Here is a 10,425-nt window from a genome sequence, read left to right on the forward strand (position 1 = left end):
CGTCAGCGAATCGAAGCCCAGATCCTGGAAAGCCCGGTCAGGATGGACACTCTGCACCGCGGAATGACCGAGAACGATCGCGACCTGACCACGCACCAGATCCAGCATCACCTCGCGGCGCTCGGCCTCTTCCAGAGCCTCCAGGCGCTGCACCAGCCCCGCCGTCGCCGCCGAACCACCGGCCGCCGACCGACGCCTGCGCGCACGCACGAGGCCGCGCAGCAGATCCGGAACGTCCTCCCGGTCGCGCAGTGCGGCCAGATCGAGGCGTACGGGGAGGACGACCGGCTCGCCCGAAACCAGGGCCGCGTCGAACAACGCGGTGCCCTGCTCCGCCGTGACCGCCGGCAGACCCGAGCGCGCGATACGCCGCCGGTCCGTCTCCGACAGCCCCTCCGTCATCCCCGCTTCCTGCGACCACGGACCCCACACCAGGGAGGTGGCGGGCAGGCCGAGGGCGCGACGGTGGCGGGCCAGGGCGTCGAGGAAGGTGTTGCCTGCCGCGTAGGCGGCCTGGCCCGCGCTGCCGAACGTCCCCGCCACCGAGGAGAAGAGGACGAAGGCGTCGAGATCGAAGTCCTTGGTCGCTTCGTGCAGGTTCCACGCCGCGTCCACCTTCGGACGCAGCACACCCGCCAGACGCTCCGGCGTCAGCGACTCCACAGTCCCGTCGTCCAGCACGCCAGCCGCGTGCACCACCGCCCGCACCGGGCGGTCGGCCAGCACCCCGGCGAGCAAGGCGTCGACGGCCGTACGGTCGGCCAGGTCGCAGGCCGCGACCGAGACGCGGGCACCCAGACCGGTCAGTTCGGCCGTCACGGCGTCGATGCCCTCGACGGCCGGCCCGCGCCTGCTAACGAGGAGCAGATCCCGTACGCCGTGCTGCACGATCAGGTGCCGCGCGAGGATCCGGCCCAGGCCGCCCGTACCGCCGGTCAGCAGCACCGTGCCGCCGTCCGTGTCCGACAACGGGACGTCGGTCGCCGGGCTGCCGGTGCCGTCGGCGGAGACCACCCGCGTCAGCCGCGGCACCCGTACTTCGCCGTCCCGTACGGCGGTCTCCGTCTCCTGAACGGAGAGGGCCGCGGTCAGCGCTCCGACGTCCGTGCCGTGCTCCACGTCCAGGAGACCGAAGCGGCCCGGGTGCTCCAGCGATGCGGAGCGCACCAAGCCCCGCACAGCGGCGGTAGACAGGTCGACGGCGCCCTCGGCATCGCGGGTGACGAACACCAGCCGCGAATCGGCGAACCGCTCCTCCGCCAGCCAGGAACGGATCAACTCCAGCGCCCGGACCGCAGCACCGTGCGCAGAACCGACCACATCAGCACCACCGGCACCGGCACCGGCACCGACCAGCACCGTCCCCGGCACCTCACCCGCACCTGCGAGATCCGCGAGATCCGCGAGATCCGCGAACGCCACGACCCCGTCACCCGGCAGGCCCGCGAGCCCCGCCGTCCCGATCGTGCCCAGCACGCCCACCTGGCCCGGAAGGGCATCGCTGTCGGCACCGCGGGCCGGAACCCACTCCACTCGGTACAACGCACGGGAGGCGTCGGGGCGTACGCCCGCGGTGGCCGCGCGCAGCGTCAGGGACTCGACGGAGGCGACCGGCGCTCCGGAGGGGTCGGCCATGTGCACGGCCAGGGTGTCGTCCCCGGTCCGGGTCAGCCGGACCCGCAGCGCCGACGCGCCGGACGCGTGCAGCGACACGCCCTCCCAGACGAACGGCACTCCGCCCGGAGCGTCGCCGTCGCCGAAGGCGAACGAGGCGTGCAGGGCCGCGTCGGAGAGCGCCGGGTGCAGGCCGTAGGCCGTACCGTCCGTCGCCTCGCTCAGGGCGACCTCGGCGAACACCTCGTCGCCGCGACGCCATGCGGCGCGCAGCCCCTGGAAGACGGGGCCGTAACGGAGACCGGCGTCAGCGAGCCGCTCGTAGCAGTCGCTCACGTCGACCTGCTCGGCATCGCGCGGCGGCCACACCGAGGCGTCGAACTCCGGAGCCACAGTGTCCGGGGCCAGAACGCCTTCGGCGTTGAGTGTCCACGGCTGCCGCTCGTCACCGGCGTCGTCCCGGGAGTGCACCGTGATCGTGCGACGTCCGGAGTCGTCCGGCTCGCCGACGCTCACCTGGATGCGCACGGCACCGCGCTCGGGCAGTACGAGCGGTGCCGGCAGGGTCAGTTCCTCGACCGCGTCGCAGCCGACCTCGTCGGCGGCGCGGACGGCCAGCTCCAACAGGGCCGTACCAGGCACCAGTACCGCGCCCTGGACGGCGTGGTCGGCCAGCCAGGGGTGCGACTGGGCCGACAGCCGGCCGGTGAACACCACCCCGTCTCCAGCCGCCAGTTCCACGGCCGCGCCCAGCAGAGGGTGCCCGGCCGCGCCGAGGCCGGCCAGCCTGATGTCCCCGGTGCCGGCGACGGTACCCGTCGGCCAGAAGTACTCATGCTGGAAGGCGTAGGTCGGCAGGTCGACGGCACGGCCGCCGGTGCCGTCGAGAACGGTTCCCCAGTCGGCGGCGACGCCGGACACGTGCAGCTCGGCCAGAGCGGCCAGCGCGGTGGTGACTTCCTCTCGGTCCTTGCGCAGCAGTGGGAACAGGACCGCGTCCTCTCCCGCACGCTCTCGCGCCATACCGCTCAGCACCCCGTCCGGCCCCAGCTCCACGAACCGTGAGACACCCTGCTCGACCAGAGCCCGCACGCCGTCGTCGAAGCGCACCGCCTCACGCACATGACGCACCCAGTACTCCGGGTCGGCCAGCTCACCGGCCTCCGCCACCCGGCCCGTCACATTCGACACCACCGGCACCCGCGGCTCACCGAACGACAGCCCCGCCACCACCACACGGAACTCATCGAGCATCGGCTCCATCAACGGCGAGTGGAACGCATGCGAAACCCGCAGCCGACTGACCCGGCGACCCTGCTCCCGGAACACCTCGGCAACCGCCCCGACAGCCTCTTCGGCTCCAGAAATGACGACCGACGACGGGCCGTTGACCGCAGCGACCGACACGCCCGCGAGGGCTTCCAGGTGCTCGAGCACCTCCGCCTCGGTGGCCTCCACCGCCACCATGGATCCGCCCGCGGGAAGCGCCTGCATCAGCTGGCCGCGCGCGGCGACCAGAGCACAGGCGTCCGCGAGGGAGAACACACCGGCGACGTGCGCCGCCGCCACTTCACCGATGGAGTGGCCGGCCACGAACTCCGGCCGCACACCCCACGACGTCAAGAGCCGGTACAGAGCCACCTCGACGGCGAACAGACCCGCCTGCGCATACGCGGTGCCGTCGAGGACGGACTCGTCCTCGCCCCACACCACCTCACGCAACGGACGCCCCAAGTGCCCGTCCAAAGCCGTGCAAACAGCGTCGAACGCCTCCGCGAACACCGGGAACCGCGCATACAGCTCACGTCCCATACCCAGCCGCTGCGAACCCTGCCCCGAGAACAGGAAGGCCGTACGGCCGGCCTCGTTCTCACCCACGACCGCGGCCGGGTCGGACTCGCCCACGCACACAGCGGCCAGACCGCGTACGGCGGTCTCCCAGTCGTCCGCCAGGACCACGGCACTGTGATCGAAGTGCGAGCGCTGCGTGGCGAGGGAGTGTCCCAGGTCCACCGCACGCAGGGCGGGGTCGGCCTCGATACGGGCAAGAAGCCGTGCGGCCTGCGCCCGCAGGGCCTCCGCCGACCGTCCGGACAGAACCAACGGCACCACACCCGGGGCCAGGGAAGCGACACCCTCACCCTCGGTCTCCGGCTCTGCGACCGGTTCGGGCTGTTCCAGGATGAGGTGCGCATTCGTGCCGCTGATCCCGAACGAGGAGACACCCGCCCGGCGCACACGCTCCCCGCCCGGCCACTCCCGCACCTCGGTCAGCAGCTCCACCGCACCCGCAGACCAGTCCACATGCGACGACGGAACATCCACATGCAACGTACGCGGCAGCACCCCGTGCCGCATCGCCATCACCATCTTGATCACACCCGCCACACCAGCGGCAGCCTGCGTATGCCCCAGATTCGACTTCACCGACCCCAACCACAACGGCCGGTCCGGAGCACGGTCCTGACCATAAGTAGCCAGCAGCGCCTGCGCCTCGATCGGATCACCCAGCGTCGTCCCCGTACCGTGCGCCTCCACCACATCCACGTCCGCCACCGACAGACCACCACTGGCCAACGCCTGCCGGATCACCCGCTGCTGCGAAGGACCGTTCGGCGCCGTCAGACCATTGGACGCACCATCCTGATTGACCGCCGAACCACGCACCACCGCCAACACCTGATGACCACGACGCCGCGCATCCGACAGACGCTCCAGCACCACCATCCCCACACCCTCGGACCAGCCCACCCCATCAGCCGCATCCGCGAACGAACGACACCGACCGTCCGCCGACAACCCACCCTGACGCGAAAACTCCACGAACGTCGTCGGCGTCGACATCACCGTCACACCACCGGCCACCGCCAGCGAACACTCACCCGACCGCAACGCCTGCGCCGCCCAGTGCATCGCGACCAGAGACGACGAGCACGCCGTGTCCACCGTCACCGCCGGACCCTCGAACCCGAACGTGTAAGACACACGACCCGAAGCGATGCTGGGCGCACTGCCGTTGCTGCGGAACCCTTCGTACTGTTCGTCGGCGAGCATGTTGCCGTAGTCGTTGTACATGACGCCGGCGAAGACGCCGGTCTGGCTGCCACGCAGCGACACCGGGTCGATCCCGGCACGCTCGATGGCCTCCCATGTCGTCTCCAGCAGCAACCGCTGCTGCGCGTCCGTGGCCACCGCCTCCCGCGGACTCATCCCGAAGAACTCGGCATCGAAGGCACCGGCGTCGTGCAGGAAGCCACCCGCCTTGGAGTACGTGGTACCCGACGCCTCACGGTCCGGGTTGTAGAGCGTGTCGATGTCCCAGCCGCGGTTCACGGGGAATTCCGTGACGGCGTCCACTCCGTCGGACACGACACGCCACAGGTCCTCGGGCGAAGCGACCCCGCCCGGGTAACGGCACGCCATCCCGACGATCACCACCGGATCGTCCGCGACCGACGGCAGGACCGTCACGGGCGCCACGGCCGCCGGCTCCGCCGAACCGAACAGCTCGTCCAGCAGGTACCCCACCAGTGCATGGGCCGTCGGGTAGTCGAAGACCACCGTCGCCGGCAGCCGCAGGCCCGTCGCCTTGCCCAGCCGGTTGCGCAGCTCCACCGCCGTCAGCGAATCGAAGCCCAGATCCTGGAAGGCCCGCGCCGGGTCGACCGTCTGCACTCCGGCGTGGCCGAGTACCACCGCGATCTGGCCGCGCACCAGGTCCAGCAGCACCTCACGCCGCTCCTCGGCGCCCAGAGCCTCCAGGCGCTGCACCAGCCCCGCCGTCGCCGCCGAACCACCGGCCGCCGACCGACGCCTGCGCCCGCGGACGAGACCGCGCATCATCGGGTGCGGGTCGCCCTGCTCGCGCAGTGCCGCCAGATCGAGGCGCACAGGGAGGACGTTCGGCTCACCGGAGGCCAGGGCGGCGTCGAACAACGCAGTGCCCTGTTCGGGGGTCAGCTCGGGCATTCCGGCCCGGGCTATGCGCCGTACGTCCGTGTCGGAGAGGGTGCCGATCATGCCGGTGTCCTGGGTCCACGGGCCCCAGGCCAGGGAGGTGGCGGGCAGTCCGAGGGCGCGACGGTGGCGGGCCAGGGCGTCGAGGAAGGTGTTGCCCGCGGCGTAGTTGGCCTGGCCGGGACCGCCGAGGATGCCGGACATCGAGGAGAAGAGGACGAAGGCGTCAAGATCGAGGCCCTTGGTCGCCTCGTGCAGGTTCCACGCCGCGTCCACCTTCGGACGCAGCACACCCGCCAGACGCTCCGGCGTCAACGACTCCACAGTCCCGTCATCCAGCACACCGGCCGAGTGCACCACCGCACCCACCCCGTGCCGCACGACCAAGTCAGCGACCGCAGCCCCATCCGCCACATCACAAGCCTCGACCGACACACGCGCACCGGCCTCCGACAACTCCGCGACCAGCCCCTCAACCCCCTCAGCCGCCGGACCACGACGACTCACCAACAACAGCTCACGAACCCCGCGCTCCACCACGAGATGCCGAGCCACCACCCGACCCAGACCACCCATACCACCAGTCACCAGAACCGGACCACGGCCCCACTCCAGAACCGCACCCCCGTCCCCGTCCCCGTCCCCGTCCACGACCACGCGCGCCAACCGCGGCACCCGCACACCGCCACCAACGACGACCGCCTCCGGCTCCCCCGACACCAGCGCAGCCACCACCGACTCAGCGTCCGCGCCACCCCCCACATCGAGCAGACCAAAACGCCCAGGATGCTCGGACACCGCCGACCGCACCAACCCCCACACCGACGCCCCGGCCAGGTCCGAGCCGTCCACGGCGCCCGACGTCACGAACACCAGGCGCGACGCGGCGAACCGCTCTTCCGCCAGCCAGGCACGCACCAGCTCCAGCGCCCGCACCGCGGCAGCATGGACGGAATCGGCCACACCGCCGTCACCGGCAGGGGCGCCGGCCTTGACCAGTACCGTCTCCGGCACCTCACCGCGAGCGGCCAGTTCCTCGAGGCTGTCGAAGGCTCGGAACCCCTCACCGGGCAGATGGGCGACCTCGCCCAGCACGCCGACCGGGCCCGCTGCGGAACCGTCCTCCATGGCCGGGGCGGTGACCCACTCCACGCGGAAGAGCGCGTCCCGGTTCGAGGTGTCGGCAGCGGTCGTCCCGCCGGTCACCGCGCGCAGCACCAGATTCTCCACGCTGGCGACGGGGGCACCGGCGGGATCGACCACGGCAACAGCCGCGGATTCGTCGCCGGTGCGGGTCATGCGGACCCGGACCGCCTGGGCACCGGAGGCGTGCAGGCACACTCCTTCCCAGGAGAACGGAACCACGCCCCTGGCGAGGCCGCCCAGGGCGGAGATGTGCAGGGAAGCGTCGAGCAGCGCCGGGTGCAGTCCGTAACCGGCAGCCTCGCGCTCGGCTCCTTCGGGCAACGCGACCTCGGCGAAGACTTCGTCACCGCGTCGCCAGGCGGCGCGGAGGCCCTGGAAGAGCGGACCGTAGCGGTAACCGCCCTCGGCCATGCGCTCATAGAGCCCGGCGAGGTCGAGGGGTTCGGCGTCGGTCGGCGGCCAGACCGTCGTGTCGAAGTCGGCGGTGCGCTCGCCGGGGGCGAGAACACCGGTGGCGTGCTCGGTCCAGGGCATGCCCTCGGCGTCCTCGGGGCGGGACCGGGCGGTGAGCGTACGACGGCCCGCGGTGTCGGCCGGGCCGACGTGAAGGTGGAGCTGCACTCCGCCCTGTGGGGGCACGACGAGGGGGGTGGCGAGGGTGAGTTCTTCGACGCGGTCGCAGCCGACCTCGTCGCCGGCCCTGACCGCCAGTTCGACGAAGGCCGTGCCGGGCAGCAGTGCGTTGCCCATGACGACGTGTTCCGCGAGCCAGGGGTGGGTGCGCAGAGACAGTCGAGTGGTGAGCAACAGGCCGCCGGAGTCGGAGAGTTCGATGGCGGCGCTGAGCAGGGGGTGTCCGGCGGGTCGCAGGCCCGCCGACTCGACGTCCTCGGCGACAGAAGGAGTGGGTATGGGCCAGTAGCGCTGGTGCTGGAAGGCGTAGGTAGGCAGGTCGACGGCACGGGCGCCGGTGCCGTCGAGGACGGCGGCCCAGTCGACGGTCACACCGGTGACGTGGAGCCGGCCGAGTGCGGCCAGCGCGGTGCCCTCCTCGTCACGGTCCTTGCGCAGCAGCGGGACCAGGACCGCGTCCTCACCCGCACGCTCCCGCGCCATACCGCAGAGCACCCCGTCCGGCCCCAGCTCCACGAACCGCGACACACCCTGCTCGACCAGAGCCCGCACACCGTCGTCGAAGCGCACCGCCTCACGCACATGACGCACCCAATACTCCGGGTCGGCCAGCTCACCGGCCTCCGCCACCCGGCCCGTCACATTCGACACCACCGGCACCCGCGGCTCACCGAACGACAGCCCCGCAACCACCTCACGGAACTCATCAAGCATCGGCTCCATCAACGGCGAGTGGAACGCATGCGAAACCCGCAGACGGCTCACCCGCCGACCCTGCTCCCGGAACGCCTCGGCCACCGCCGCGACGGCCTCCTCGACGCCCGAAACGACCACCGACGACGGGCCGTTGACAGCCGCGACCGACGCACCCGCGAAAGCCTCCAGGTGCTCAAGCACCTCCGCCTCGGTGGCCTCCACCGCCACCATGGAGCCACCCGCGGGAAGCGCCTGCATCAGCCGGCCACGAGCCGCCACCAACGCACAGGCATCCTCCAGCGAGAACACCCCCGCCACATGCGCCGCAGCCACCTCACCGATCGAATGCCCGGCCACGAACTCCGGCCGCACACCCCACGACGTCAGGAGCCGGAACAACGCCACCTCGACGGCGAACAGACCCGCCTGCGCATACGCGGTGCCGTCGAGGACGGACCCGTCCTCACCCCACATCACCTCACGCAGCGGACGCTCCCCATGCTCATCGAGTCCCGCGCACACGGCATCGAACGCCTCCGCGAACACCGGGAACCGCGCATACAGCTCACGCCCCATACCCAGCCGCTGCGAACCCTGCCCCGAGAACAGGAACGCGGTGAGGCCGCCGCGGACGGTGTCCTCCAGGACGGCGGGGTGGGGGTTGGCGGAGGCGAGGGCGGTGAGGGCCGCCTCGGTGGCCTTGGGATCGGGGGTGGCCAGGACGACCGCGCGGTGCGGGAGGGCGGCGCGGCTGGTGGCCAGCGAGAGGGCGATGTCGGCGGGGCGCGCGTCGGGGGTGATCCGGAGGTGCGCCAGGAGGCGGGCGGCCTGGGCGCGCAGCGCTGTCTCCGAGCGGGCGGAGAGCACCCAGGGAGTGAGGGCGGGGTCCGTGCCGGTCGGTGTTCCTGCGGTGCCGGTGTCGGCGGTCGTGCTCTCTGTCCCGTCGGCACCGTCGCTCTCGACGGTCTCGTGGTCGGCCTGTTCGAGAACGACGTGGGCGTTGGTTCCGCTGATGCCGAAGGCGGACACGCCGGCCCGGCGGGGGTGGTCGGCCTCGGGCCAGTCGAGGGCCTCGGTGAGGAGTTCGACGGTGCCGGGCGACCAGTCGACGTGCGTGGTGGGGGTGTCCACGTGGAGCGTGGCGGGCAGCAGGCCGTGCCGCATCGCCATGACCATCTTGATGACGCCGGCCACACCGGCGGCGGCCTGGGCGTGTCCGATGTTGGACTTGATGCCGCCCAGCCACAGCGGGCGTCCGTCGGGGCGGCTGCGCCCGTACGTGGCGAGGAGGGCCTGAGCCTCGATGGGGTCGCCCAGGGTGGTGCCGGTGCCGTGGGCCTCGACGGCGTCGACCTGGTCGGCGGTGAGGCGGGCGTCGGCGAGGGCCGCTTCGATGACGCGTCGTTGGGAGGGGCCGTTGGGGGCCGTGAGGCGGCTGCTGGCGCCGTCCTGGTTGACGGCGGAGCCGCGGACCACGGCGAGCACCGGGTGGCCGTTGCGGCGGGCGTCGGAGAGGCGTTCGACGAGGAGGACGCCGACGCCCTCGCCCCAGGCGGTGCCGTCGGCGGCTTCGGCGAAGGGCTTGCAGCGGCCGTCGGCGGCGAGTCCGCGCTGGCGGGAGAACTCGGTGAACAGTTCGGTGGTCGGCATCATGGCGACGCCGCCGGTGAGGGCCAGGGAGCATTCACCGGCGCGCAGGGCGCGGACCGCCAGATGGAGGGCGACGAGGGAGGAGGAGCAGGCCGTGTCGACGGTGACGGCCGGGCCCTCCAGGCCGAGGGTGTAGGAGATGCGGCCGGACAGGACGCTCATGGCGCCGCCGGTGAGGTTGTGGCCCTCGGTCTCCTCGGCGGAGCGGGCGAGCGAGCCGTAGTTGGTGTCGGCGCCGCCGACGAAGACGCCGGTGTCGGTGTTGCGGAGGGCGGTGGGGCTGATACGGGCGCGCTCGACGGCCTCCCAGGCGGTCTCCAGCAGGAGTCGCTGCTGGGGGTCCATGGCGAGGGCCTCGCGGGGGGCGATCCCGAACAGGTCGGCGTCGAAGTCGGCGGCGTCCTCCAGGAAGCCGCCCTCGCGGACGTAGCTCTTGCCGGGGGTGCCCGGGTCGGGGTCGTAGAGGGAGTCCAGGTCCCAGCCGCGGTCTTCCGGCAGGGGGCCGACGGCGTCGGTGCCGTCGGCGACCAGGCGCCACAGGTCCTCCGGGGTACGGACGCCGCCGGGGAAGCGGCAGGCCATGCCGATGACGGCGATGGGCTCGTTGTCCCGGGCCTCGACAGACTCCAGCCGTTGCCGGGTGCGGCGCAGGTCTGCGGTGACCTTCTTGAGGTAGTCGCGGAGCTTGTCTTCGGAGCTTGCCATGGGGTGGATCCTCTGGGTTCGAGA

General features: G+C 71.9%; 1 protein-coding gene (cut by a window edge). It reads right to left on the reverse strand.

Annotation, left to right across the window (positions count from 1 at the left end):
• On the reverse strand, positions 1–10,401 hold the 5' end (the start) of the coding sequence (locus ACLIN4_RS01310; protein ID WP_411575398.1) for an SDR family NAD(P)-dependent oxidoreductase. It extends 20,346 nt beyond the left edge of the window; only the first 10,401 of its 30,747 coding nucleotides appear in the window; its start codon is at positions 10,399–10,401; the stop codon falls past the left edge of the window.
• Between the last annotated feature and the right edge of the window lie 24 nt (positions 10,402–10,425).

It is taken from the genome of Streptomyces mutabilis, from assembly GCF_046628145.1.
In the GTDB taxonomy this organism is placed as follows: Bacteria; Actinomycetota; Actinomycetes; order Streptomycetales; family Streptomycetaceae; genus Streptomyces; species Streptomyces mutabilis.